The sequence below is a fragment of the Streptomyces pinistramenti genome (assembly GCF_020564935.1).
Classification (GTDB): domain Bacteria; phylum Actinomycetota; class Actinomycetes; order Streptomycetales; family Streptomycetaceae; genus Streptomyces; species Streptomyces pinistramenti.
On sequence record NZ_JAJCXB010000081.1, the window covers coordinates 1 to 23,335 of the forward strand.

Here is a 23,335-nt window from a genome sequence, read left to right on the forward strand (position 1 = left end):
TCGCGTGGCCGTATCCGGCCACGCCCACAACCGACGGAGGCGAACCCCGGGGCCCACACCCGGGGTTCGCCGGTTCACGTGCCAGGCCGCTTAGGGTGCGGGGCCCGAAGCGGCCGGGCCGGCAGGGACCGGTCAGTCGTCCTGGCCGCCGTTGTCGTCGTCGTCCGCGCCGTGCGCCGGAGCGGCGGTCAGGGCACCGGACTGCGGGTCGACCAGGAGGTCGTGCTCCTTGCCGTCCTTGGTCACGGTCTCGACCTCCCAGACGGCCTTCGCGCGGTGGTCGTCGTCCAGGTCCACGGACGTCACGGTGCCGTGGCCCGCGGCGGCGGTACGGGCGGCGCCGGCGGCGTCCGTCGTCGCGCCCTTCAGCCGGCTCCTGACCTGACCCTGGCCGTGGTCGTCGTCCTCGTGGTCGACGTGCTGGTTGAGCACCCGGGCGTTGCCCGCGTCGAGGGTCAGCTCGTGCCACCTGCCGTCCTTGCCGAGCTGGTCCACGTCCCAGACCAGGCCCGGACGGTCGGCGTCCAGGTCGAGGCCGGTCACCGTGCCCGGGACGGCCTTCAGCGCGGCAGCGGCGGCCTGCGGGGCGCTCACCTTGGCGGCGGCGGCCTCGCGGACATCCTCCTGGCCGTCCTCGTCGTGATCCTGCATCGGGATGCTGGAGCGGCCGTCGGCGGCGTTGTGGGCCTGACGGCCGTCGGCGCCCGTGCCGCCGGCCTTCGCCGCGAGCTGCGCCGAGGTCTGCGCCCCGGACTGCGGGCTGCCGGGGCCTTCGGAGCCGTTGACGGCGACGGCGGTCGCGGTGCCTCCGGCGATGAGGGCGGCAGCGGCGGCGGTGGCGATGAGGATGTGGCGCTTCATGGTGTGTTCTCCCCTGTGTTCGGCAGTGACCACACAGTGGCTGAACGAAGCTGAAGCCAAGCTGAAGGTCCCTGAAGAACGCTTCAGGAACGGGGTGGCAAGCTGGGGCGCATGCTCCCACCGGTCACCTCCTACCACCCCGCAGGCGCCGCGCGCCGCCCCTCCCGCCTGCTGATCGTGGAGGACGAGAAGCGGCTGGCGCTGTCGCTGGCCAAGGGCCTGATGGCCGAGGGGTACGCGGTCGACGTCGTGCACGACGGCCTGGAGGGGCTGCAGCGCGCGGGCGAGGGCGGCTACGACCTGATCGTGCTGGACATCATGCTGCCGGGGCTGAACGGCTACCGCGTGTGCGGGGCGCTGCGGGCCGCGGGCGACGACGTGCCGGTCTTGATGCTGACCGCCAAGGACGGCGAGTACGACGAGGCCGAGGGCCTCGACACCGGCGCCGACGACTATCTGACCAAGCCGTTCTCGTACGTGGTGCTGGTCGCGCGGGTCAAGGCGCTGCTGCGGCGGCGCGGGCAGAGCGCGCCGCCGGTGCTGCGGGCCGGCCCGCTCACCATCGACCAGGGATCGCACAAGGTGACGCTGGACGGCGCCGAAGTGACGCTGACCGCCAAGGAGTTCGCGGTCCTGGAGCAACTCGCGCTGCGGGCCGGCGAAGTGGTGTCCAAGCCGGAAATCCTGGAACACGTCTGGGACTTCGCCTACGAGGGCGACCTGAACATCATCGAGGTCTACGTGAGCGCGCTGCGCCGCAAGCTCGGCGCCGGATACATCGCCACGGTGCGCGGCGCGGGATACCGGCTGGTGGCCGGTGCGTAGCCGGCTGGCATCCGTACGCGCCAAGGCGACGGCCGGCGCGACGCTGGTGGTGGCGCTGGCGCTGGTCGCGGCCGGGGTGGCGCTGCTGCTGGTGCTGCGGGGCAATCTGCACGACCAGGCGGGCCTGGAGGCCGAGGTCGCGGCGCGCGGCGTCGCGGAGCGGATCGCCACCGGGTCCGTCGGCGGCGATCTCGATCTGCCGGACGGGGACGACCATCCGGTGGTGGTGACCGACGACGACGGCCGGGTGCTGGCGGTCGGCGACGACGTGCGGGCGGTCGACGGGAAGCGGGTCGAGAAGCCGGATCACGGGACGGACGGCGCGGGGTCGCACGCGTCGGGGGACGATGCGGACGACGATGAGGACGCGGGCGGCCCGAAGCCCGGCGAGGTCGACGACGACGTGGACTTCCGGGACGGGACGGCGACCGTGGACGACCGGACGGCGGGCTACCGCTTCGCCTCCGTGGAAGCCAAGGACACCACGGGCCGCAAGGTCACCGTGCGGGCCGGTTCGGCGCTCACCCCCGAACAGGACGCCGTGGGCACGGTGCGCGGCGCGATGCTCATCGGGCTGCCGCTGCTGCTCCTGGTCGTGGCGGGAGTGACCTGGCTGGTCACCCGGCGGGCGCTGCGGCCGGTCGAGGGGATCCGCGGCGAGATGGCCGCGATCACCGCCAGTACGGACCTCAGCAGGCGGGTGCCGGTGCCCGCGGCGCAGGACGAGATCGGGCGGCTGGCGCGGACGACCAACGAGACGCTGGCGGCGCTCGAAGCGTCCGTGGAGCGCCAGCGCCGGTTCGTCGCCGACGCCTCGCACGAGCTGCGCAGCCCGATCGCCAGCCTCCGTACCCAGCTCGAAGTGGGCGCCGCACACCCGGAGTTGCTGGACGTACCGGGCGCGGTCGAGGACACCGTACGGCTCCAGCATCTGGCGGCCGACCTGCTGCTCCTCGCGCGGCTCGACGCGGGCGAGAAGCCGACCGGATCCCGGGTCGATGTGGCCGCGCTGGTGCGGGAGGACACCTCGCAGCGGGTGGGCGACCGGATTCCGGTGCGGATCGGGCGACTGGACACCGCGGAAGTGTCCGGTTCGCGTGGCCAGTTGGGGCGCGTGCTGGGCAATCTGCTGGACAACGCACAGCGGCACGCCGCCGCCTCGGTGCAGGTGGAGCTGGTGCGCGCGGGGGAGTGGGTGACGCTGCGGGTCGACGACGACGGGCCCGGAGTGCCGGAGGCCGAACGGGAGCGGATCTTCGAGCGGTTCGTACGGCTCGACGACGCGCGGGCCCGGGACGACGGCGGCGCCGGGCTCGGCCTGGCCATCGCCCGGGACGTGGCGGTGCGGCACGGCGGTTCGCTGGGCGTACGCGAGGGCTCGGTCTTCGAGCTGCGGCTGCCGGTGGCGCACTGACGGCGGTGGCGCGGCCCGACGGGCGGGCCGCGGCGGACGGTCAGAGGCTGCCGCGGTGCTCCCGCAGATGCTCGGCGACCGGCGCGAGCGAGGCGCGGAGCGCGTCGAGGCTTTCCGGCGCGAAGAGGTCGATGAAGTGTTTGCGCACCGAGGCGACGTGGTGCGGGGCGACCCGGCGCATGGTGTCCCAGCCCTCGTCGGTCAGCACGGCGTAGAGCCCGCGGCGGTCGGACTCGCAGCTCTCGCGGCGGACGAGACCGGCGTTCTCCATGCGGGTGATCTGGTGCGAGAGACGGCTCTTGGACTGCAGGGTGCTGGTCGCGAGGTCGCTCATCCGCAGCCGTCGGTCCTCGGCCTCGGAGAGGTTGACGAGGATCTCGTAGTCGTTGTTGGTCAGGCCGAACGGCTGGAGATCGCGTTCCAGCTGGTGCATCAGCAGCCTGCTGACGTCCAGATGAGTGCGCCAGGCACGCTGCTCCTGGTCGGTCAGCCAGGGGGTGTCGCTGTCGGTCGTCATGGAGGAATTCTACCCGTGAAAGTTGAATAGTGAATTAGTCAGGGCGAGAAAGCGTGATCGAGGAGGAAGGGAAAGGGGCCGGGCGGGGCGGCGGTTGCCGGTCCCGGCCCGACGTGGATCCCGGCTCGACGTTGGTCAGGCGTTCGAGCTGGCCGTGCGCAGACTACCGCTCACAGCCCGAAGCGACGCGAGAGGCCACCGAGGTTGCCCGGCAGCTGCGGCACATGTGAGCCACTTTGCCCGCCGTGGTTTCCGCCGCCGGGAACCCCCGGTTCCGCCGGTACCTCACCGGTCGCCAGCTCCGGCATGAGCTGCTCCGTCGACTGCAGCAGCACCGTGCCCGCCCCGACGAACTCGAATTGGTGCTCCTCGCCCGAGGCGCCCCCGATGCCGGTGCGCGCCCGCAACTCGCCCAGGAATCCCCGCAGGTACCGGTGGTCGTAGTGGTGGCACGGGGAGGGGCAGTCCGCCCAGCCGACCAGGGCCTGCGGATCCACCCGGATGGGTGGCTCGGCGAAGACCACCGGGCCGTTGGACGCGGCCACGAACGTGCCCGTACCGATCAGGGTCAGGAAGCCCGGGATGATCGACTGCTTCAGTGACAGAGATGGCTGAAACGCGAGCAAGTTGCCGGAGCGAATGGTGAGGTTGCCCTCGTCCAGATCGTAGGAGTTCACGTCGAACGCCCGGTCCGCGAGGAGCATCTTGCCCTGCCCCTCGGCCACCACCCAGTCCGCGGCGTGCAGGGGCGAATGAAAGCTCGTGGAGATGAGCCGGTCCAGCCGGCCGTGCCCGATGCCGTGGAACTCGATCCGCCCGTAGTAGGCGATCATCTTCCCCTTCTGCAGGAACCACTGCCCTTGCAGATCCACGCTGAAGGCGTACGGATTGACGTTGTCGTTGCCCGGGAGCGTATGGACGTCGTGGATGACGGGACCGGTCACAGTTTCTCCTCCGACGCCTGTACGTACACGGTGCCCTGGCCCGACAGTTCCAGCTGGAAGGCTTCGCCCGAGCCGCGGCCGACCATCTCGCGCCAACCGAGGGCGGTGGACAGCTTGTTGCGCACCTCGCCGCGGTGGGCGACGTACGCCTGCGGGTCGACGTGGACTGCGTGCTGCGGGGTGATCGGCAGCTCGATGACGCCGCCGTGGGCCATCACCGCGGCCGAGCCGTGGCCCTTGAGGGTGGTGGTGAACAGGCCCTGGCCGGTGACCTGGCCGCGCACCATGCCCATCACCCCGCCCTGCGAGCCCATGAACATCGTGCCCTGCTGGAGGGTGCCGTCGAAGGCCAGCAGCCGGTCGGCCTCGACGTACAGGGTCTCGCCCGCGAGGTCGATGACCTGGACGTGATGCCCGCCGTGCCCGAACATCACCGAGCCGTTGCCCTCCACGGTCATCAGGGGCGTCGCCTCGTTGGCGATCCGGCGGCCGATCATCGAGCCGATGCCGCCCTGACCGCCCTGGATGTTGGGCGTGAAGGAGACCTCGCCGCGGTAGGCGAGCATCGCGCCGCGCTGGCTGAACAGCCGCTCGCCCGGCCCGACCCCGGCCTCCACCATGCGCGAGTTGAGCACCGTGAACGGCATCAGACCTCACCGCCGATGGTGTTGCGCTCGCTGGGCTGTACGTACACCAGGCCCTCGCCCTCGAAACGGATCTGGAACGCCTCGCCCGATCCCTCGCCCATGAACGTGCGGAAGTTCACCCCGGACTGGAAGTGCTGCTTGAGATTGCCGGTGTGCGCGATGTACGCGCCCGGGTCGACCTGGAGCGGGTACTCCCTGGTGACCCGCAGCACCACCGCGGGGCCGTCGGAGGTGAGCGCGGCCTGGCCGCTGCCCTCGACGGTGGTGGTGAACAGGCCGTTGCCCTGCGAGGCGCCGCGCAGGCCGGTGAACGTCGTGCCCGTCCGCAGCGCGGCGTCCGTGCACAGCAGATTGCTCGCCTCGACGAACAGCTTCTCGCCGTGCAGCTGCACGAGGTTGATCTCGCTCGCGCGGTCGGCGAAATAGCAGGTGCCCTTCCCCTTCACCTCCATCACGGCCATCTGTTCACCGGTCAGGCGCCGGGTGACCATGCCCCGCAGCCCCTCACCGCCGCCGGTCATCTTCTTGAACGACATCTGGCCGTCGTAGGCGACCATCGCGCCGTTCTTCGCCTTGACGGCATCGCCCGTCATGTCGACGGCGAGCACCTTGCTCCCCTGGAGCCGAAACTGAGCCACGTCTGTGACCGTAGTCGGCGAAGGGGCCGCCGTGGGAGGCCCGCCGGCCCTGAACCGTCCCGGGCTCGACCCCGACCCGCCCCCGACGCGGTGATCGCGGAGACGGCTGTAACAATGGACCACAGCTTGTGAACTCTTGCACAAGCTGTGCTGACTCCCCCTGCCACCCGAACGAGGTTCCCGTGGACATCAAGACCGCCGCCGCCCTGCACCGGCTCCGCCTGGTCTCCGCCCCCGAGGCGATTTCCTTCCTCCTCCTGCTGTGCTGCTCGGTGCTCAAGCGCACCACCAGCTTCGACGGCGTCATGGTCATGGGCATGGTGCACGGCGTGCTGTTCGTCCTGTACGTCGTCTTCTGGCTCGACGCCTGGAACCGCACCAAGTGGAACCTGAAGACCGCCGCGCTCTACTTCATCCTTTCCGTGCTGCCCACCGGCGGATTCTTCGCCGAGCGCAAGCTCAAGCGGGAGGCCGAGAGCTCGGTCATCGCCGCCCGCGCGCGCAGGGAAGGAACGGTCAACGCATGATCGTCGCCTTTTCGGTGAGCCCGCTGGGTGTCGGCGAGGACGTCGGGGAATACGTGGCCGACGCGGTACGGGTCGTCCGGGACTCCGGCCTGCCGCACCGCACCGACGCCATGTTCACCTCGGTCGAGGGCGAGTGGGACGAGGTGATGGACGTCGTCAAGCGCGCGGTGGCGGCCGTCGAGGCACGTGCGGGACGGGTCTCGCTCGTCCTGAAGGCCGACATCCGGCCGGGTGTGACGGACGGACTGACGTCGAAGGTGGAGACCGTGGAGCGGTATCTCGCCGCGGGGGAGTCCACGGCGGAGTCCACGAGCTGACCGCAGGACCCGGCGCCGTCCGTGTGCCGGGATGCCGTCCCTGCCCGGAATCCGAGACGTGGCTGACCGCCATATGACCGCCGGGTAGGGTCGGCTGCGTGCCGAAGCCGCTCAGTCTTGCTTTTGATCCCATCGCCCGCGCCGACGAGTTGTGGCAGCAGCGCTGGGGTGCCGTGCCGTCGATGGCCGCGATCACCTCGGTCATGCGGGCCCACCAGATCCTGCTGTCCGAAGTGGACGCGGTGGTCAAGCCGTACGGGCTGACGTTCGCGCGCTACGAGGCGCTGGTGCTGCTCACCTTCTCGAAGGCCGGCGAGCTGCCGATGTCGAAGATCGGCGAGCGGCTGATGGTGCACCCGACCTCGGTGACGAACACCGTCGACAGGCTGGTGCGGTCCGGCCTGGTGGCCAAGCGGCCGAACCCGAACGACGGACGGGGCACCCTCGCGTCGATCACCGACAAGGGGCGCGAGGTGTGCGACGCGGCCACCCGTGACCTGATGACGATGGACTTCGGGCTCGGCGCGTACGACGCCGAGGAGTGCGGGGAGATCTTCGCGATGCTGCGGCCGCTGCGGGTGGCGGCGGGGGATTTCGAGGACAAGGGCTGAGCGCCGGGCTTGCGATTCCTGCGGTTCGGTGTGCCTGTGCTCCGCGTGTGCGGGCTGGTCCGACGAGTTGGATCATGTGCAGGACACCGTGGACTTGCGCCCCGTGTCCGCGGGGGTTTTTCGGACGGTTACGCTCGTAGCCATGAAACCGAGCGTGCTGACCCGCTACCGCGTGATGGCCTACGTCACCGCCGTCATGCTCCTCATCCTGTGCGCCTGCATGGTGGCCAAGTACGGCTTCGACACGGGTAAGGACCTCACCCTCGTCGTCTCCCAGATCCACGGCGTGCTCTACATCGTCTATCTCGTCGTCGCCTTCGACCTGGGCTCCAAGGCGAAGTGGAAGTTCGGCAAGCTGCTGTGGGTGCTGATCGCCGGCACCATCCCGACCGCTGCGTTCTTCGTCGAGCGCAAGGTCGTCCGCGACGTCGGGCCGCTGCTCGCGGATGCCGCGCCGCAGCCCGTCAAGGTCTGACGGCCGCCACACCCGCCACGCGCCCATCCCTTCCCGGGGACGGGCGCGTTTGTGCTGTTCAGGGGGTCTCGGCGGCCTTCCTGGCGGCCCTGGAGCGCCGTCGCGTTCCCGCCCGGCTCGCGGCGGTACCCCTTGGCCATCGACAATTACTAGGACGTCCTAGTAAATTCGTGGGTATGGACGCCGACGCGATCGAAGAAGGCCGCCGTCGCTGGCAGGCCCGGTACGACTCCGCCCGCACCCGCGATGCGGACTTCAGCACGCTCTCCGGCGATCCGGTGGAGCCGGTCTACGGGCCGCGCCCCGGGGACACCGTCGACGGCTTCGAGCGGATCGGGTGGCCGGGCGAGTACCCCTTCACCCGCGGCCTGTACCCGACCGGCTACCGCGGCAGGACCTGGACCATCCGCCAGTTCGCGGGCTTCGGCAACGCCGAGCAGACCAACGAGCGCTACAAGATGATCCTGGAGGCGGGCGGCGGCGGCCTCTCCGTCGCCTTCGACATGCCGACGCTGATGGGGCGGGACTCCGACGACCCGCGCTCGCTCGGCGAGGTCGGCCACTGCGGCGTCGCCATCGACTCCGCCGCCGACATGGAGGTGCTGTTCCGGGACATCCCGCTGGGCGACGTCACGACGTCGATGACGATCAGCGGGCCCGCCGTGCCCGTCTTCTGCATGTACCTGGTCGCCGCCGAGCGGCAGGGCATCGACCCGGGCGTGCTCAACGGCACGCTCCAGACGGACATCTTCAAGGAGTACATCGCCCAGAAGGAGTGGCTGTTCCCGCCCGAGCCCCATCTGCGGCTGATCGGCGACCTCATGGAGCACTGCGCGCAGGGCATCCCCGCGTACAAGCCGCTCTCGGTCTCCGGCTACCACATCCGCGAGGCCGGGGCGACGGCCGCGCAGGAGCTGGCGTACACCCTCGCCGACGGCTTCGGCTACGTCGAGCTGGGACTCTCCCGCGGCCTGGACGTCAACACCTTCGCGCCCGGCCTGTCCTTCTTCTTCGACGCGCACCTCGACTTCTTCGAGGAGATCGCCAAGTTCCGTGCCGCGCGCCGGATCTGGGCCCGCTGGATGCGTGACGTGTACGGCGCGAGCAGTGAGAAGGCGCAGTGGCTGCGGTTCCACACCCAGACCGCCGGTGTCTCGCTGACCGCCCAGCAGCCGTACAACAACGTCGTCCGCACCGCCGTCGAGGCGCTGGCCGCCGTGCTCGGCGGCACCAACTCGCTGCACACCAACGCCCTCGACGAGACCCTCGCGCTGCCCAGCGAACAGGCCGCCGAGATCGCGCTGCGCACCCAGCAGGTGCTGATGGAGGAGACCGGCGTCGCCAACGTCGCGGACCCGCTGGGCGGTTCGTGGTTCATCGAGGCGCTGACCGACCGGATCGAGGCGGACGCCGAGAAGATCTTCGAGCAGATCAAGGAGCGCGGGGCGCGGGCGGTGCCGAACGGCAAGCACCCGATCGGCCCGGTCACCTCCGGCATCCTGCGCGGCATCGAGGACGGCTGGTTCACCGGCGAGATCGCCGAATCCGCCTTCCGCTACCAGCAGTCCCTGGAGAAGGGCGACAAGCGGGTCGTCGGCGTCAACTGCCACCACGGCTCGGTCACCGGCGACCTGGAGATCCTGCGGGTCAGCCACGAAGTCGAACGGGACCAGGTACAGGCACTCACCGACCGCAAGGCGGCCCGGGACGACACCCGGGTGCGGTCCGCACTCCAGGCGATGCTCGCCGCGGCCCGCAACGGCAGCAACATGATCGAGCCGATGCTGGAGGCCGTACGCGCCGAGGCGACGCTCGGCGAGATCTGCGGGGTGCTGCGGGACGAGTGGGGGGTCTATACGGAGCCGGCGGGGTTCTGAGGGGCCGGGCCCGGTGCCGGCCGGGCCCTTGCCGGTCAGTCCTTGCGATCAGCCGGTGAGGGCCAGGACGGTGGCGGGGAGGATGACGAGGGCCACTGCGAACACCGCCGCGGTGATCAGCCGCCCCCGCTTGGCCCTGGCCGCCCGCCCGACCGCCTGCCAGGAGCCGCTCTCGGGGCGGGAGTCCTTCCAGTCGACGGCCAGCAGGCCGAACGCCAGGAGTGCGCCCAGGAGGAGGGCCGTGAAGGCGTACAGGAGGTACTTCGTGACCGCGCCGGTGTCGGCAAGGGTGTAGGAACCCCCGGTCAGCTCCTCGATGAGGGCGTTGCCGGGCCGGCCCTCGGCCGGGAGCAGCGTGCCCCCTGGGTAGTTCTGTTCGACGCTGTCCACGGTGGCGTGGTCGTCGGTGAACGTTCCGTCTCCCGCGCGGAAATTGCCCGTGCAGTCGTACTCGTGGGATGCCGAGGGGCCGTGGCGCGATCCGGAACTGTGGGAAACATGCACGGAACAGGCATTTACCGTGAAGATCCCGTGCGTTCCGATGAAGCCGCCTCCGGTCAGCGCCTTGACGGTGAATACGGAGCCGGTCAGCAAAATGGCCACCGCCGCCACGGCGAGTCCGCATTGCACCAGAATTCGCTTGGCCGTGGCGAAGAGCGGAGACGGGGGCATGGGTGTATTTCCCTCTTCCGGATGAATTGAAGGAACGTGGCGGCTGTCTGTTCGCGTCCCGGCTCAACAGGCAGTCGGCGAGCGTGAGTTCGCTCTGTCCTGCCGCCGCTCGCGTCGGCGTGAGGCAGGGCGTGGGATAGGGTACGCCACGTAATTTTCATCCCGGTGCGTGGATATTCCAGGGGGACGCATGTCGAGTTCCGGTTACGACGTCGATCCGGCCGTTCTCAAGACACAGGGCGCCGCTTTTTCGGACATCGGCACCGGATTCTCCGACGCGGCCGAGAAGCTGAAGTCAGCGGTGGGCGGTGAACCCGGAGAAACCTGGGGCAGCGATGACTTCATCGGCACCTTCAACGATCTCTACGGGCCGGTGTGCGAAGGAATTGTCGAGTCGATGCCGCACCTCGGTGAGGCGCTGTCGAAGATCGGGTCCAACCTCACAGCGATGGGCACCCGTTACGACCTGACGGAGCAGGACCAGCACGACACCCTCACCGCCTGTGCGGCCGGCCGCCCCGATCTCCGCCTGTGACGTCGGTTCCGTTCGGCACGCCGCCCCACACCCGATCGATCACCCGTTTCCCGGGGAGTGACACACCTTGGCCATCATGCTGCCGTCCGAGGTCGACTGGATTCTCGATCTGCTGGGCTTTCAGTGGCCCAATGTGGACGAGGACAAGATGCGGGAGGCGGCCGAGGGCTGGAGCGCCTTCGCCGCGTCCGTGCGCCGGTACCGGTCGGACGGTGTCACGGCCGCCAACGCGGTGCGTGGTGCCAATTCCGGTGAGGCCGTCGAAGCGTTCGACAACGCCTGGAAGAAGTTCGCCGGCGGCGACGGCCATCTCGACGAAGTCATCGCGGCGGCCGAGTTGCTGGCCTTTGCGCTCAACGCGGTGGCGACGATCGTCATGGTCCTGAAGCTCGCGGTCATCGCCCAGCTCATCGCCCTCGCGATCGAGATCGCGGCGGCCCAGGCCGCGGCGCCGGTCACGCTGGGTGCCTCCGAGGTCGGGGCGGCGGCGGCCACCCAGACGACCCGGATGATCGTCCGCCGGATCCTGGACGAGGCCGAGCAGAAGATCGTGCAGAAGATCACCGAAGCGGTCGAGAAGAAGGCGGCGAAGGCCGTCAGGGAGATCGTCGTGGACCTGCTCAAGGACGCGGGCAAGGACATGGCCAAGGGCGTCGCCCAGAACCTCGTCTCGCAGGGCATCGAGAACCACTACGGGGCGCGGGACGGTTTCTCCCCCCAGGACGCGCTGGACGCGGCGGGCAAGGCCGTCACGGACAAGGGCAAGGAGATCGGCAAGGTCGGCACCGGCGCCTACGACATGGCCCAGGGCGCCGGGAAGATCGCCGAGGGCGACTTCGCCGAGGGCGGCAAGCAGGTCTGGAAGGGCCACGAGGAGACCGTCGACGGGGCGAAGACCATCGGCGGCATGGTCACGAAGGACAGGACGCCGGCGGACGAGGGCACATCGGGCGACGAAGCCGGTGGCGGCTCAGGCGGCGGCCCGGCGCCGGCGGTCCGCACGGCCACCCGGGCCCCCGCCCCGCCCCCCGCCCCCACCACCCGTAGCGGTCAGGACGAGGCCGACCGGGCCCGCGACGCCTTCGGCTGACGCCGTACCGGCAGCCGTACCGATGCCCGTCGAGAGGACCTTCCCCCATGAACAGCAGGAATGATGCGACGGCTCCGGGCGAGCGGGACCACCCCGTCGAGGAGCCGGACCTGTCGCAGGAGCAGAACGAGCACCTCACCCGTTCACTCCGGGCCGTGCGGAACAATCCGGCCACGCCGCCCGCCCTCCAGGACCTCGCGCGCAAGATGCTCGGCGGCCGGCTGGAGCTGAAGGACGTGCTCGACGATCCGGCCGGTCACCGCGCGCTCACCGAAGGGCTGGCCGGTATCAGCGACAGCTGGCGGTCGATGTCCCCGCAGGACCGCCAGGCCGTGCGGGCGCAGGCCGCCCAGGACCCCGACGAGCAGCCCCGCCCCGGCCCCGCCGCAACCGGCAGGTGACCCACGGCAGCGGCCCGCCAAGAGGGCGGACATCGGCGCCAACCGGCGCCCTCTGACCGGCACTCCGTCCCGCGGATCGCCCTCGACCAGGCGTTTTCCCGGGAGTTCGGGGTAGGCGGACGCAGTCCTGCCGCCTCGAATGACCGGGAGTACCTGTGAAGAGATCAGCCCGCACCGCGCTCGCGACGTCCGCAGCCGCCCTCGCGGCGGTGCTGCTCGGCGGGTCCGTCGCCGCCGGTGCGACACCGCCGTCCGCCCCGCACGCCGCGGACGCCCACCGGCCCCGCGTCCAGGACGACTTCGACTCGCTCGGGCCCGCGGTCGAGGCCGCGCGGCTGGCCTCGGGGCGCACCGCGCACTACATCGACGAGGGCCCGCGGGACGGCCGTCCGGTGCTGTTCATCGGCGGGACCGGCACCAGCGCACGGGCCGCCCACATGACCGACTTCTTCCGCAGCACCCGCGCATCGCTGCGGCTGCGGCTGATATCCGTCGAACGCAACGGCTTCGGCGACACGGCGTACGATCCGAAGCTGGGCAAGGCCGACTTCGCCGATGACGCCTTGCAGGTCCTGGACCGCATCGGGGTCGGCAAGGTCACCGTGGTCGCCATCTCCGGCGGCGGCCCGTACGCGGCGGAGCTGGCGGCGCGGGCGCCGGGCCGGATCCGGGCGCTGCACCTGGCCGCCGCGCTCCCGCCCTACGGCGCGCAGCCGGACTACTGCGGGCTGAGCGACGACGCGCTCGCCAAGGAGGTCGAGGGCCAGATCGCCGACCCGCGCAAGTGGTGGGCCTTCCCCGACGACAGCCCGACGCAGCAGATCCCCGGCTTCGCCGACACCGCGTACGAAGAGGGCGCCAGGACCTACAACCAGCGTGGCCAGAAGGCCGATCCGGCGCCGCAGGTGCACGAGCAGAAGCTCTACTGCGGGCGTCCGGGCCCCGACCTGTCACGGCTGACCGCGCCGGTGTACCTCTACAGCGGCAAGAAGGACACCACCGTGCCGCCCAGCACCCTCGCGACCTGGAAGGCGCACCTGCCGGGCACGCCGCGGGTCCGCAGCTACGCCGATTCCGGGCACGATGTGCAGTACCGGCACTGGGACCAGATCCTGGTCGACCTCGCCGGGTACGGGGACCGTACGGTCGTCTGCCGCCGGGGCCACAGCGGCATGGTTCCGGCCGCCGCAGCGGACCGGATGGTGGCCGACGGGCGGGCCACGCTGGGGAGTTGCGCCTGGCGGAAGTAGCGGCGGGAGATCCCGGAGCCGCTCCGGCCCTGCGGATCCGCCCTAGGGAAGCGGCATGCGCATCCGGAACAGTGCACCGCCGCCCGGTGCCGCCTGGGCGGTGAGGTCCGCGCCGTGTGCGCGGGCGATCTGCCGGGCCATGGCCAGGCCGAGGCCGGAGCCGGGCAGTGCGCGGGCCGCGTCGGCGCGGTAGAAGCGGTCGAAGACGTGCGGGAGGTCGGCGGCCGCGATGCCGGGCCCGTGGTCGCGGACGGTCAGTTCCACGCCGCCGGGTACGGAGGCGAGAGCGGCGGTCACCGGGCCGCCGGGCGGGGAGAACTTCGCCGCGTTGTCCAGGAGGTTGGACAGCAGCCGCGCCAGGCGGGCCGGTACGCCCGGGACGGTGACATCGGCGGCCGCCGGGTCGGTGTGGAGTTCGAAGGCGATCTGCGGCCAGTGCTCGCGGGCCGCGCCGACCGCGTGTTCCAGCAGCGCGGCCGGCCGTACCTGCTCCACCAGCGGCTGCGGTTCCTCGTCGCGGGCCAGCTCGATCAGGTCGTTGACGAGGGTGGTGACCTCGCGCAGCTGCCGGCCCAGCGCCGCGGCCGCCCGCTCGCGCTGCGCCTCGGTCAACCGGGCCGAGCGGGCGAGGAGTTCGGCGTTGGTGCGGAGCGCGGTGAGCGGGGTGCGCAGCTCGTGCGAGGCGTCCGCGACCAGCCGGCGCTGTGCGGCGACGGACTGTTCCAGCTCGCCGAGCATGACGTTGAAGCTGGCGGCGAGCCGGGTCACCTCGTCCTCGCGGCCGGCCGGTCCTGCGGGGAGTTCGATGCGGTGCCGGGCGTCGCGGGTGGCCGCGATCCGTTCGGCGGTCGCGGTCAGCCGGGCGACCGGCGCGAGGCCGGTGCGGGAGACCCAGTAGCCGAGCCCGGCGGCCAGCAGCACACCGGCGGCGCCGACCACGGACAGCGCCCACGCGGCCTGCCCGACGCCCCGCTCCACGGTGTCCGAGCGCAGCGCGACCTGGAGCGCCTCCTGCTTGCCCGGCAGGCGGGTGGTGAACATCCGGACCGGCTTCCCGCCGACCGTCAGCTTGCTGTAGTACGCGGCACGGTGCCCGCCCGCGACCTGCCGGGTGGCCTCGCCGACCGGCAGAGCGTAGCGCCCGCGCGGGTCGCGGGCCGGGTCGGACGGCACGATCTGGACGCACGGCACGGCCCGGTAGCGGCAGGAGTCGTCGCTCGCTGTCGGCCCCCAGTCGCGCCGTTCCTTGCTCACCTGGCCGGCCGTCTGCGACAGGCTCAGGTCGAGCTGGCGGGTCATCTGGACGCGGATGATCAGGAACGCGGCCGCGCAGACGCCGACGGCGACCAGCGCCACCGCGGCCGAAGCGGCCAGCGCGAGCCGCGCCCGCAGGGGCCGGCGCCGCCGCCAGCGGGCGCCGATGCCGCGGCTGCCGCTCACGCGCGGTCCAGGCGGTAGCCGACGCCGTGCACGGTGTGCACGAGGCGGGATTCGCCGCCGGCCTCCAGCTTGCGGCGCAGGTAACCGACATAGACGGCGAGCGAGTTGGAGTCGGGCCCGAAGTCGCGGCCCCACACCCGCTCCAGGATCACCTCGCGCGGCATCACCTGCCCCGGGTGCAGCAGCAGGAGTTCCAGCAGTGCCCATTCGGTGCGGCTGAACTCCAGCGGGCGGCCCGCGCGGTGTCCGGTGCGGGTGACCGGGTCGACGACGAGGTCGGCGAAGGACAGGGCGGTGTCGTCGGCGGTGCCGGCGGCGGCCCGGCGCAGCAACGCCCGTACCCGTGCGACCAGTTCGTCCAGCGCGAAGGGCTTGACGAGGTAGTCGTCCGCACCGGCGTCCAGGCCGTCCACCCGCTCGCTGACCGAGTCCAGCGCGGTCAGCACCAGGATCGGTGTGCGGTCGTCCAGCGCGCGCAGCCTGCGGCAGACCGCGAGGCCGTCCAGGACCGGCATCATCACGTCCAGGACGAGCGCGTCCGGCTGCCAGGCGGCGACCTCGGAGAGCGCCGCGAGACCGTCGGCCGCGCCGCGCACCGTGTAGCCCTCGACGGTGAGCCCGTCCTCGACGGCGGCGCGCACCTCCGGCTGGTCGTCGACGACGAGGATCTTCGGGCCGGAGGCTGCGCCCGGCCCGGAGGCCGTGGACGGTGCAGGGGCGGGCTCCGCCGCGGACGGCGGGTGACCGGGGCGGTGCGGCACGGGCTGCGGGGACGGCGTTGACGGCATGGGACCAGGCTGCCAAACCGTGCTCTTAGAAGCTTCTTAGGGCGTATCGCGAGCGTGGCGGCCATGCGCACACCACTTTCCGTCGTGATCGGTGCGGGCGGCACCGGCGGCCACATCTACCCCGGACTCGCCCTCGCCGACGCGCTCCGCCGGGCCGTACCCGACGCGGTGATCTCCTTCGTCGGGACCGAGCGCGGCCTGGAGACGCGGCTGATCCCGCAGGCCGGATACCGGCTGCACACCGTCGACATGATCCCCTTCGACCCGTCGCTCGGCGCCCGCCGCTATCTGCTGCCGGCCGCGCTGCTGAAGTCGGGCGCCCAGTGCCGCGCGATTCTCAAGGAGCAGGGCGCCCGGGTGGCCGTCGGCATGGGCGGCTACCCGAGCGCGCCGGTCATCGTCGGGGCGCGGCTTGCCGGGCTGCCGAGCCTGGTCCACGAGTCCAACGCGGTGCCGGGCCGGGCCAACAAGTTCGCCGCCCGCCTCACCCCGCACCTGGCCCTGGCCTTCGACCGCAGCCGCCCGTATCTGGCGGGCGGTGAGCGGGCGGAGACGGTCGGGATGCCGCTGGTCGGGCCGCTGGCCGGGCTGGACCGTGCGGCGCTGCGGCCGGCCGCGCGCCGGGAGCTGGGCGTTCCGGACGGGGTGCGGCTGCTGCTGGTCAACGGCGGCAGTCTGGGTGCCGCCCGGCTCACCGAGGCAGCGGTGGGGCTGGCCGCCCGGTACCGCGGCCGTACGGATCTGCGGCTGCTGATCAAGACCGGGCCCGCGGCCCTGGAGGAGACCCGGGCGCGGCTGGCCGCGAACGGCGGTGCTGCGGTGGCCGACGCGGTGCCGTACCTGGACCGGATGGACCTCGCCTACGCCGCCGCCGATCTGGTGGTGTGCCGGGCCGGCTCGGCGACCGTCGCGGAGCTGGCCACCATCGGCATGCCGGCCGTCCTCGTGCCCTACCCGCACGCGCCGGGCGACCACCAGACGCACAACGCACGGGTGCTCTCCGACGCCGGGGCGGCACTGCTGCTCGCCGACGCGGAGACCTCGGCGGAGCGGCTCGACGCGCTGACCGGCCCGCTGCTGGCCGATCCGGCCCGGCTCGCGGCGATGGGCGCGGCCGCCGACCCGGGCACCCACAGCCGCGCCGCCGACCTGCTGGCCGCCAAGGCCCTGGCCCTGGCCGGTCACCCGCAGCCGCACCACCTCACCCACCCGATATCCGTCCGATGAATCCGATGAATCCGATGAAGGAGTCAGCATGAGCAGCAACGGCAACAGCGACACCCGGCAGTGGCAGGGCCGCAAGGTTCTGGTCACCGGCGCCGAGGGGTTCATCGGCTCGACGCTGGTGGATCTGCTCGTCGAGCGGGGCGCGGAGGTGCGCGCCCTGGTGCACTACAAGCCGTACGCGGAGAAGGGGCACCTGGCCCATCACCTGGCGCCGGGCGGTGCCGTCGAGATGCTGGCGGGCGATGTGCGGGACGCGGGCCGGGTGATGGACGCGGTGGCCGGCTGCGACACGGTCTTCCACCTGGCCGCGCTGATCGGGATCCCGTACAGCTACGACTCGCCCGGTGCCTACGTCCAGACGAACGTCGTCGGCACCGAGAACGTCGCCGAGGCGTGCCGCCGGCACGGGGTGCGGCGCCTGGTGCACACCTCCACCAGTGAGGTCTACGGGACCGCGCTGACCGTGCCGATCTCCGAGGACCACCCGCTCCAGCCGCAGTCGCCGTACTCCGCTTCGAAGATCGGCGCGGACATGCTGGCGCTGTCGCACCGGCACGCTTTCGAGCTGCCGGTGACGGTCGTCCGTCCGTTCAACACCTACGGGCCGCGGCAGTCGGCCCGCGCCGTGATCCCCACGATCCTGGCCCAACTGCACGCGGGCGCACGGCAGATCAAGCTCGGCTCGCTCACCCCGACCCGGGACTTCACCTTCGTCACGGACACCGCGGCGGGCTTCTTGGCGATGGCCGACTGCGACCGGGCGCTGGGGCACGTCGTCAACCTCGGCACCGGCCGGGAGATCGCCATCGGCGCGCTCGCCGAGGCGCTGATCGCGGCGTCCGGCCGGGAGGCCGAGGTGGTGGTGGACGCCGGGCGGCTGCGGCCTTCGGGCAGCGAGGTCGAGCGGCTGCTGTCGGACAACTCCCGGGCCCGCGAGTGGGCCGGCTGGCGGCCCGAAGTGTCCCTGGAGGAGGGGCTGGAGCGGACGTCGGAGTGGGTCGCTGCGAATCTGCGGCTGTTCCGGGCGGACCGCTACCAGGTCTGAGCGGCGGCCGTCAGCCCAGCCCCGTCAGCCCCTGCATCAGCACGGTCGCGAGCCGGTGGGCCCAGGCGTCGTCCACCGGCTCGGCGCTGACCAGGGTGCGGTGCACGATCGCGCCGGCGATGACGTCGAAGATCAGGCCCACCGCGTCCGCCGATGCCCGCGCGCCTTCAGGGCCCGGGGCGTCGGGCGGCAGTTCGCCGCGGGCCTGGGCGCGCTCGCGGCCCAGGACCACCAGCCGCATCTGCCGGTCCACGATGGCGGTGCGGATCCGCTCGCGCAGCGCCGCGTCCGTCGTGGACTCGGCGACGACGGCCATCAGCGCGGTCTTGGTCTCGGGGCGTTCCAGGAGCGCGCCGAACTGGAGCGTGACGCCCTCGATGTCGGCCTGGAGGCAGCCGCTGTCGGGGAGTTCGAGTTCGTCGAAGAGGACGGCGACGGCGTCCACGACCAGTTCGTTCTTGTTGGCCCAGCGCCGGTAGAGCGTCGTCTTGGCCACCTTGGCACGGGCCGCCACATCGCCCATGCTGAGCTTTCCCCACCCCAGGTCGACGAGGGCGGCCCGGGTCGCGTCGAGGATCGCGCGGTCGGTCTCGGCGCTGCGGGGGCGACCGGTGCGGGCCTTGTGGGGGCGGGCGGAGTGCGGCATGCGGGCGACCATACCGGCCGGTAAGCGGCCGGAAGGTGCGGCCCGTGAGACAGATCACGGCCCGCGGTTCCTGGGAGGGGTGCCGGGCCAGGACCCCGAACAGTTACGCTACGGGTCGTAGCGTAAGAGCGACGATCACTGGCCTGGGTGGGGACCTACGGCCGTGCAGGGGCGGCCCTTTCGGGGGCCGCAGCGGGCGCCAGGCCCGGACGTACGCCGGCATTCCGGCGGAGCGTACGGACGGCCGGGGTGCCCGGAGGAGGATCCGCGGCCGCCGGGCGGGCCGGATTTTCCGCATCGCTTTCCGGAACGGACCGCGCAGGGGGGAGGATGGACCCATGCAGCCACGCAACATGTCCATGAGTGGAGTCGTCGACCTCGCAGCGGTGAAGGCGGCCGGGGAAGCGAAGCAGAAGGCGGAGCAGGCGCGCGCCGACGCGGCCCGCACGGGCGAGGCGCCCGTGAGCGGTGCCCCGTTGGTGTTCGACGTCGACGAAGCAGGGTTCCAGCTGGACGTCCTGCAGCGCTCCACAGAGGTTCCGGTCGTCATCGACTTCTGGGCCGAGTGGTGCGAGCCGTGCAAGCAGCTGGGTCCGCTGCTGGAGCGCCTGGCGGGCGAGTACGCCGGCACGTTCGTGCTCGCCAAGATCGATGTCGACGCGAACCAGATGCTTTTCCAGCAGTTCGGTGTGCAGGGCATCCCCGCGGTCTTCGCGGTCGTCGCCGGCCAGCCGATCCCGCTGTTCCAGGGCGCGGCCCCCGAGGCGCAGATCCGCCAGGTGCTCGACCAGCTGGTGCAGGCCGCCGAGCAGCAGTTCGGCATCGTGGGCGCGCCCATCGACCCGCAGACGGCGGATGTCCAGGACGTGCCGGACGAGGCGCCGGTGCCCGCGGGTCCGTACGACGCCGCGCTGGAGGCCGCCAACCAGGCGCTGGATTCCGGCGATCTGGGCGGTGCCGTCCAGGCATACAAGAACGTCCTGTCCGACGATCCGGCCAACCCCGAGGCGAAGCTGGGCCTGGCGCAGGCCGAACTGCTGCGCCGGGTACAGGATCTGGTCCCCGCCGAGGTCCGCAAGGAGGCCGCGGACAACCCGGCCGATGTGCAGGCGCAGATCCGGGCGGCCGATCTCGATCTGGTCGGCGGGCATGTCGAGGACGCCTTCAGCCGGCTGGTCGACGCGGTGAAGCGGTCCTTCGGTGACGACCGCGAGGCGGCCCGGGTGCGGCTGCTCGAACTGTTCGAGGTGATCGGGACGGACGACCCGCGGGTGACGTCGGCGCGTACCGCGCTGGCCCGGGTGCTCTTCTGACGTTCTCTCACTCCTGTCCTGCCGTGTGCCGTGGAGGCAAACGGAACAGCGGCCACGCTTTGCCAAATCTTGGCAAACGTGGCCGCTGTTACTTGGAGTAAGTCCCGTGGGGTGTTGCGTAGTTGTGTGTCCGCAATTGCCCCATGTCTCTTCGCTGTGAGCGACGACCCTGCGTACCCGTGCGATATCAGCCGGTCGCAGTCCGGTTATCTGTCCGTTACTCGCAAGTAACGAACCCCTTGTGCGGCGGCGTGGAATGCACCACGATCGGCCACGCTCGGTCCATTCCCGCAGCCCGGCATCCAGTTGGCGCCGCGGGCCCGATGGAACCCCACCGAGTGGCCGGCGGCAGTGCTGCCGGCCGTGGACAGGGGGGTCTTTGCCCAACCGGCAGAGCCTGTCCGGAGGTTGCGCGAGAGCGTGGCCAGTGGTTGTCGCTCGGGGGTGATCGCCGGTATTCGGAAACGTCACGCGCCTCCGAGTACGGGCGCTCTCCTTCCCGAGGACGTAGCACTTCTCCCATCCCAGGTACGGCGGTTCTCCCCCTGAGACCGTCGGCATCCGGAGATGTACGTCCGAGAAGGAGGAAAGTCATGGAGTCCCTGGCTCGTGGCGGGACCAGATGGAAGCGGTTCGCCGTCGTCATGGTGCCGAGTGTCGCGGCGACTGCCGCGATAGGCGTCGCCCTCTCGCAGGGCGCGCTCGCGGCATCGTTCAGCGTGTCCGGTCAGCAGTTCAAGGTCAGCACCGACCGGCTGGACGCCACCGGGTTCGTCCAGTACGGAGCCGTCGACGCCCAGAAGAACGGCAAGCAGGTTCCGGTGGCGGTCTCGGCGTTCACCGACGCCAAGATCAAGAACCTGTGCCAGTCGGTCGTCGTGCCGGTCCCGGTGTTCGGCGATGTGTCGATGAAGCTGATGGCCGGTGGCGGTGACACGCCGGTCCAGGCGAAGAACCTCTACATCGACCTGGACCAGCTGGACGCCGACGCGACCTTCAAGAACATCAACATCGGTGTTGCCGCGGGGTCGACGTCCAAGGGCCCCGGCATGAAGAAGGGCGACAAGGCCGACCCCGGCTCGTTCGCCCAGGAAGCCGACAAGGCCACGCTGACCGGCGTCAAGCAGACGGCGTGGGCGACCACCGCCGGCACGTTCAAGCTCAGCGGCCTGCAGATGAAGGTCAGCAAGGGCAAGAACGAGTGCTACTGACGCGCTGAGCGTGCGGGCGCGGGGCGGGTTCCCGGGGCCGGTGCCCCGTGCATCCCGCGCCCGTACGACGGCAGTGCCGTGCAGTACGCATTCCGCTCAGAACCACCGATTTGCCAGTCCCGAGGAGCTGTACCACATGAGCGCCGACACGCGACCACGGCTGATCGAGACCATCGGCCGGAAGCGCATTTCGTTCCGGGAGTGGCGCGGACACCGCCCGTTCTGGGGCGGCTTCCTGACTCTGCTGGCCGGCATCCCGATCATGTACATCCCTTACGCGAATCTCACGATCGGTTCCCTGACGGTCCGCCTGGCCACCACCGCCGGCGCCGGTTCGCTGATCATCGGCGTACTGCTGGTCGTGCTCGGCCTGACCATGTGGTTCCAGCCGGCCTCGCGCGTCTTCGCGGGGGTGGCGGCGATTCTGCTGTCACTCGTCTCCCTGGTCGTCTCGAACTTCGGCGCCTTCCTGGTCGGCTTCCTGCTGGGGCTGATCGGCGGGGCGCTCGCGGTCTCCTGGGCTCCGGCCAGGACGGCCGGAGGCGACGCCGGCACGCCTGCGCGCGGGCGGTCCGGCGGACCACTGGGCGACACGGAACCCGCCACGGCCGGCGCCGGTCCGGGATCGGGCAACGCACTGGACGACCTGTCAGGAACGAGCCCGACCAACGGAACGAACGGGAGGCACCGTGCCGGGTGACGAGCTGCACGAGAACGCAGCCGCCGGGGCGAGATCCGGGCCGAGGCACGCGGCACCGAGGAAGCCGCTGCTGACGCGGTTCCATGTGCCAGCGGGCAAGGCGATTGCCATCGCCGCGATGCCGTCGGCCGTACTCATGGGCATGGGTCTGACGCCCCAGCTGGCGATGGCCAAGCAGGCGCCCAAGAGCCCTTTCAAGGACGGCCCGTGCGTGAGCGCTCCGGACCAGCAGGAGCAGGAAGCGCAGGCGGCGAAGAAGGCCGCCAAGGCCGAGAAGGCCAAGAAGGAAGCCGAGGCGGCGAAGGAAGCGGCGGAGAAGAAGGAGGCGTCAGGGGACAAGGAGCCGGATGCCACCCCGTCCGGCGATGCCGGGGCGTCGCCCTCGCCCTCGCCGTCCGCGTCGAAGGACAAGAGCGAAAGCCCCACGCCGTCGGCCGAGCCGTCGGACAGTGCCTCGCCCTCCGCGACGGCGGACGAGGACAACCCCTGGTACGACCCGCTGGGCGTCGGCAAGAAGATCGAGGACGCCCTCGATCCGAAGAAGGCGCAGGAGAAGGCCGACGACAAGGCCGACGACGGGGCCACCGCCTCGCCCGGCGCCTCGCCGTCCGGCACCGCCACCGCACCGAAGTCCACGGACGGCACGTCCACGAAGGACGACGCGGCCCCGCACGCGGGCAAGGGCGCCGACCCGGTCAAGGACACGGTGGACAAGCTCGGCGAGACCGCCGAGAAGGCGGCAGGCACCGCGGACAAGCTCGCCAAGGATGCCAAGGACGCCAAGGAGAAGGCCGATCAGGCGCTGCCCTCGCCGTCGGCCGGCACGGCGGACGAGGACGGCAAGAAGCCGTTCCCGTGCGTCGTGCAGAAGAAGTCGGACGGCAGCGACGAGCAGCCGCCCGGCACGGTCCCGAACGAGCCCTGGCAGCTGGAGTCCAGCGCGCTGACCCTGCGTGACCTGGACTACAAGGGCGTGGTCAACCTCAAGACGCCGGACGGGCGGACCAAGCAGGCCCTGAAGTTCACGGCGGGCAGCGTCGACATCGGCGATCTGCACCAGATCGTGGCGGGCCCGAACGGCAAGAAGTACCACGTCCAGGCCGCCAAGGGCTCGACGTCGACGATCCGCGACGGCCAGGTCACGATGTACACGGAACGTCTTGAGGGCAACCTCTTCGGGCTGATCCCGATCGTCTTCGACCCGGAGCACCCGCCGCCCATCAACGTCCCGTTCGCGTACTTCACCAAGGTGAAGATCGCGCAGGCCGGCCAGTTCGGCGGCACCCTGCACGTCCCGGGCATGCACCAGAACATCACCGACTGAGCGGGCTGCAACAACGGCGGTGGGGCGTCCCCTCGAAGGG

General features: G+C 71.2%; 26 protein-coding genes. 17 read left to right on the top strand and 9 right to left on the bottom strand.

What is annotated here, in order from left to right:
* Positions 1 to 132: 132 nt before the first annotated feature.
* The gene (locus LIU39_RS32085) at positions 133 to 861 is read right to left on the bottom strand and encodes a PepSY domain-containing protein (RefSeq protein ID WP_227050468.1); all 729 of its coding nucleotides are present in this window, start codon (positions 859 to 861) and stop codon (positions 133 to 135) included.
* Positions 862 to 972: 111 nt separating this feature from the next.
* Between LIU39_RS32085 and LIU39_RS32090 the strand changes: the two genes are divergently transcribed.
* Together LIU39_RS32090 and LIU39_RS32095 are read left to right on the top strand one after the other, a co-directional pair.
* A complete protein-coding gene (locus LIU39_RS32090; RefSeq protein ID WP_227050469.1) occupies positions 973 to 1,686 on the top strand; it encodes a response regulator transcription factor in 714 nt (237 codons plus the stop codon).
* Between the two features lie 4 nt (positions 1,687 to 1,690).
* Positions 1,691 to 3,100, top strand: coding sequence for a sensor histidine kinase (locus tag LIU39_RS32095; RefSeq protein WP_227050493.1), 1,410 nt, complete (start codon positions 1,691 to 1,693; stop codon positions 3,098 to 3,100).
* A 40-nt stretch (positions 3,101 to 3,140) separates the two neighbouring features.
* On the opposite strand, the gene LIU39_RS32100 is transcribed toward LIU39_RS32095, so the two are convergent.
* The 4 genes from LIU39_RS32100 to LIU39_RS32115 form a co-directional block, all read right to left on the bottom strand.
* Positions 3,141 to 3,617 (bottom strand): MarR family winged helix-turn-helix transcriptional regulator, encoded by a 477-nt coding sequence (locus LIU39_RS32100; RefSeq protein ID WP_227050470.1) that lies wholly within the window; start codon positions 3,615 to 3,617, stop codon positions 3,141 to 3,143.
* A 170-nt stretch (positions 3,618 to 3,787) separates the two neighbouring features.
* Positions 3,788 to 4,561, bottom strand: a complete 774-nt coding sequence (locus LIU39_RS32105; RefSeq protein WP_227050471.1) for an AIM24 family protein — start codon at positions 4,559 to 4,561, stop codon at positions 3,788 to 3,790.
* Positions 4,558 to 5,208, bottom strand: coding sequence for an AIM24 family protein (locus LIU39_RS32110; RefSeq protein ID WP_227050472.1), 651 nt, complete (start codon positions 5,206 to 5,208; stop codon positions 4,558 to 4,560). The genes LIU39_RS32105 and LIU39_RS32110 overlap by 4 nt, the downstream gene beginning before the upstream one ends.
* Positions 5,208 to 5,846, bottom strand: a complete 639-nt coding sequence (locus LIU39_RS32115) for an AIM24 family protein (protein WP_227050473.1) — start codon at positions 5,844 to 5,846, stop codon at positions 5,208 to 5,210. Before LIU39_RS32115 ends, LIU39_RS32110 begins: the two co-directional genes overlap by 1 nt.
* Positions 5,847 to 6,028: 182 nt before the next feature.
* Between LIU39_RS32115 and LIU39_RS32120 the strand changes: the two genes are divergently transcribed.
* The 5 genes from LIU39_RS32120 (at position 6,029) to icmA (ending at position 9,653) form a co-directional block, all read left to right on the top strand.
* Positions 6,029 to 6,373, top strand: coding sequence for a DUF3817 domain-containing protein (locus LIU39_RS32120; RefSeq protein WP_227050474.1), 345 nt, complete (start codon positions 6,029 to 6,031; stop codon positions 6,371 to 6,373).
* Positions 6,370 to 6,690, top strand: a complete 321-nt coding sequence (locus tag LIU39_RS32125) for an MTH1187 family thiamine-binding protein (protein ID WP_227050475.1) — start codon at positions 6,370 to 6,372, stop codon at positions 6,688 to 6,690. Before LIU39_RS32120 ends, LIU39_RS32125 begins: the two co-directional genes overlap by 4 nt.
* A gap of 98 nt (positions 6,691 to 6,788) precedes the next feature.
* A complete protein-coding gene (locus LIU39_RS32130; protein ID WP_227050476.1) occupies positions 6,789 to 7,301 on the top strand; it encodes a MarR family winged helix-turn-helix transcriptional regulator in 513 nt (170 codons plus the stop codon).
* 142 nt (positions 7,302 to 7,443) lie between these two features.
* On the top strand, positions 7,444 to 7,776 hold the full coding sequence (locus LIU39_RS32135; RefSeq protein ID WP_227050477.1) for a DUF3817 domain-containing protein: 333 nt from the start codon (positions 7,444 to 7,446) through the stop codon (positions 7,774 to 7,776).
* A 176-nt stretch (positions 7,777 to 7,952) separates the two neighbouring features.
* The gene (gene icmA, locus LIU39_RS32140) at positions 7,953 to 9,653 is read left to right on the top strand and encodes a coenzyme B12-dependent isobutyryl-CoA mutase large subunit (RefSeq protein WP_227050478.1); all 1,701 of its coding nucleotides are present in this window, start codon (positions 7,953 to 7,955) and stop codon (positions 9,651 to 9,653) included.
* 48 nt (positions 9,654 to 9,701) lie between these two features.
* On the opposite strand, the gene LIU39_RS32145 is transcribed toward icmA, so the two are convergent.
* Complete coding sequence (locus LIU39_RS32145) at positions 9,702 to 10,325, bottom strand: hypothetical protein (protein WP_227050479.1); 624 nt, start codon at positions 10,323 to 10,325, stop codon at positions 9,702 to 9,704.
* A 190-nt stretch (positions 10,326 to 10,515) separates the two neighbouring features.
* Between LIU39_RS32145 and LIU39_RS32150 the strand changes: the two genes are divergently transcribed.
* The 4 genes from LIU39_RS32150 to LIU39_RS32165 all read left to right on the top strand — a co-directional run bounded on the left by LIU39_RS32150 (position 10,516) and on the right by LIU39_RS32165 (position 13,601).
* The gene (locus LIU39_RS32150) at positions 10,516 to 10,860 is read left to right on the top strand and encodes a WXG100 family type VII secretion target (protein ID WP_227050480.1); all 345 of its coding nucleotides are present in this window, start codon (positions 10,516 to 10,518) and stop codon (positions 10,858 to 10,860) included.
* 76 nt (positions 10,861 to 10,936) lie between these two features.
* Positions 10,937 to 11,950 (top strand): WXG100-like domain-containing protein, encoded by a 1,014-nt coding sequence (locus tag LIU39_RS32155; RefSeq protein ID WP_227050481.1) that lies wholly within the window; start codon positions 10,937 to 10,939, stop codon positions 11,948 to 11,950.
* A 47-nt stretch (positions 11,951 to 11,997) separates the two neighbouring features.
* The gene (locus tag LIU39_RS32160; RefSeq protein ID WP_227050482.1) at positions 11,998 to 12,351 is read left to right on the top strand and encodes a hypothetical protein; all 354 of its coding nucleotides are present in this window, start codon (positions 11,998 to 12,000) and stop codon (positions 12,349 to 12,351) included.
* A gap of 155 nt (positions 12,352 to 12,506) precedes the next feature.
* A complete protein-coding gene (locus LIU39_RS32165; RefSeq protein WP_227050483.1) occupies positions 12,507 to 13,601 on the top strand; it encodes an alpha/beta fold hydrolase in 1,095 nt (364 codons plus the stop codon).
* 42 nt (positions 13,602 to 13,643) lie between these two features.
* Here the strand turns inward: LIU39_RS32165 and LIU39_RS32170 are convergent, their stop codons facing one another.
* Positions 13,644 to 15,041 (bottom strand): sensor histidine kinase, encoded by a 1,398-nt coding sequence (locus tag LIU39_RS32170; protein ID WP_227050484.1) that lies wholly within the window; start codon positions 15,039 to 15,041, stop codon positions 13,644 to 13,646.
* A complete protein-coding gene (locus LIU39_RS32175) occupies positions 15,038 to 15,829 on the bottom strand; it encodes a response regulator transcription factor (RefSeq protein WP_227050485.1) in 792 nt (263 codons plus the stop codon). The genes LIU39_RS32170 and LIU39_RS32175 overlap by 4 nt, the downstream gene beginning before the upstream one ends.
* A gap of 63 nt (positions 15,830 to 15,892) precedes the next feature.
* On the opposite strand from LIU39_RS32175, the gene LIU39_RS32180 reads away from it, so the two are divergent.
* Together LIU39_RS32180 and LIU39_RS32185 are read left to right on the top strand one after the other, a co-directional pair.
* The gene (locus tag LIU39_RS32180; RefSeq protein ID WP_227050486.1) at positions 15,893 to 17,056 is read left to right on the top strand and encodes a UDP-N-acetylglucosamine--N-acetylmuramyl-(pentapeptide) pyrophosphoryl-undecaprenol N-acetylglucosamine transferase; all 1,164 of its coding nucleotides are present in this window, start codon (positions 15,893 to 15,895) and stop codon (positions 17,054 to 17,056) included.
* A 28-nt stretch (positions 17,057 to 17,084) separates the two neighbouring features.
* Positions 17,085 to 18,101, top strand: a complete 1,017-nt coding sequence (locus LIU39_RS32185) for a GDP-mannose 4,6-dehydratase (protein ID WP_227050487.1) — start codon at positions 17,085 to 17,087, stop codon at positions 18,099 to 18,101.
* A 10-nt stretch (positions 18,102 to 18,111) separates the two neighbouring features.
* Here LIU39_RS32185 and LIU39_RS32190 read toward each other — a convergent pair whose 3' ends face one another.
* The gene (locus LIU39_RS32190) at positions 18,112 to 18,747 is read right to left on the bottom strand and encodes a TetR/AcrR family transcriptional regulator (protein WP_227050488.1); all 636 of its coding nucleotides are present in this window, start codon (positions 18,745 to 18,747) and stop codon (positions 18,112 to 18,114) included.
* Positions 18,748 to 19,085: 338 nt separating this feature from the next.
* Between LIU39_RS32190 and LIU39_RS32195 the strand changes: the two genes are divergently transcribed.
* From LIU39_RS32195 to LIU39_RS32210, 4 genes are all read left to right on the top strand, one after another.
* Positions 19,086 to 20,060, top strand: coding sequence for a tetratricopeptide repeat protein (locus tag LIU39_RS32195; protein WP_227050489.1), 975 nt, complete (start codon positions 19,086 to 19,088; stop codon positions 20,058 to 20,060).
* 593 nt (positions 20,061 to 20,653) lie between these two features.
* A complete protein-coding gene (locus LIU39_RS32200; protein ID WP_227050490.1) occupies positions 20,654 to 21,271 on the top strand; it encodes a DUF6230 family protein in 618 nt (205 codons plus the stop codon).
* A gap of 136 nt (positions 21,272 to 21,407) precedes the next feature.
* The gene (locus LIU39_RS32205) at positions 21,408 to 21,971 is read left to right on the top strand and encodes a DUF6114 domain-containing protein (protein ID WP_227050491.1); all 564 of its coding nucleotides are present in this window, start codon (positions 21,408 to 21,410) and stop codon (positions 21,969 to 21,971) included.
* 85 nt (positions 21,972 to 22,056) lie between these two features.
* A complete protein-coding gene (locus LIU39_RS32210; protein ID WP_308409443.1) occupies positions 22,057 to 23,295 on the top strand; it encodes an NADH-quinone oxidoreductase subunit E in 1,239 nt (412 codons plus the stop codon).
* Positions 23,296 to 23,335 lie beyond the last annotated feature (40 nt).